A 711-nucleotide genomic window follows, 5' to 3' on the forward strand; every position below is an offset into this window, starting at 1 on the left:
AGAGTCTGTCTCGAATCTCATACGGAACGAGCGACGCGACGCAGCAGGACGATGACGGAGGCGGCGTAGAGGAAGGCGTTGGCGGAGGCGATGGTGGCCTCGAAATCCTTGGCGAGGCGGCGGTTGCGTCCGATCCAAGCGAAGAAGCGCTCGACGACCCGGCGTCGGGCATGGACGGCGAAGCCGACCTGATTCTTGGGCTTGCGGACGATCGCGACGGGGATGGTGGTCGCATTCGCGACGCGGTCGCCGGCGTAGCCGCTGTCCATGAAGGCGAGCCTCACGAAGGGCCAGCGGCAGCGCGAGGCGCGCATCAGCGGCGGTGCGCCGTCGCGGTCCTGGACGTTGGCCGGATGACTGTCGAGCGTCAGGCCGCGCCCGTCGGTGTCCACCATGGCGTGGCGCTTGCGGCCGTTGATCTTCTTGCCGGCGTCGTAGCCGCGCGGGCCGCCGCTCTCGGTGGTCTTGACGCTCTGGCTGTCGATCGCCGCCGCCGTCGGGCTGGCGTCGCGGCCTGTGCGTTCGCGGTCGCGCATGACGAGATGACGGTTGATCGCCTCGGACACGCCGCCATCGCGCAGCCGGACGAACCAGCGGACGAACCAGCGATAGACCGTGCGCCAGGGCAGGAAGCTGTCGGGCAGCAGGCGCCAGGTGCAGCCCGCCCGCAGCACGTAGAAGATGGCGTTGGCGATCTCTCGCAGCGGCCAG

Annotated in this window: 1 protein-coding gene; it reads right to left on the reverse strand. The window is 69.3% G+C overall.

Going from position 1 to position 711, the window contains the following annotated elements; all coding sequences use genetic code 11:
- Nucleotides 1–17 precede the first annotated feature (17 nt).
- The coding region (locus K1J50_RS18830) for an IS5 family transposase (RefSeq protein WP_220119281.1) at nucleotides 18–711 on the reverse strand (694 nt) is incomplete at its 5' end.

The organism is Caldovatus aquaticus (genome assembly GCF_019458025.1).
GTDB lineage: Bacteria > Pseudomonadota > Alphaproteobacteria > Acetobacterales > Acetobacteraceae > Caldovatus > Caldovatus aquaticus.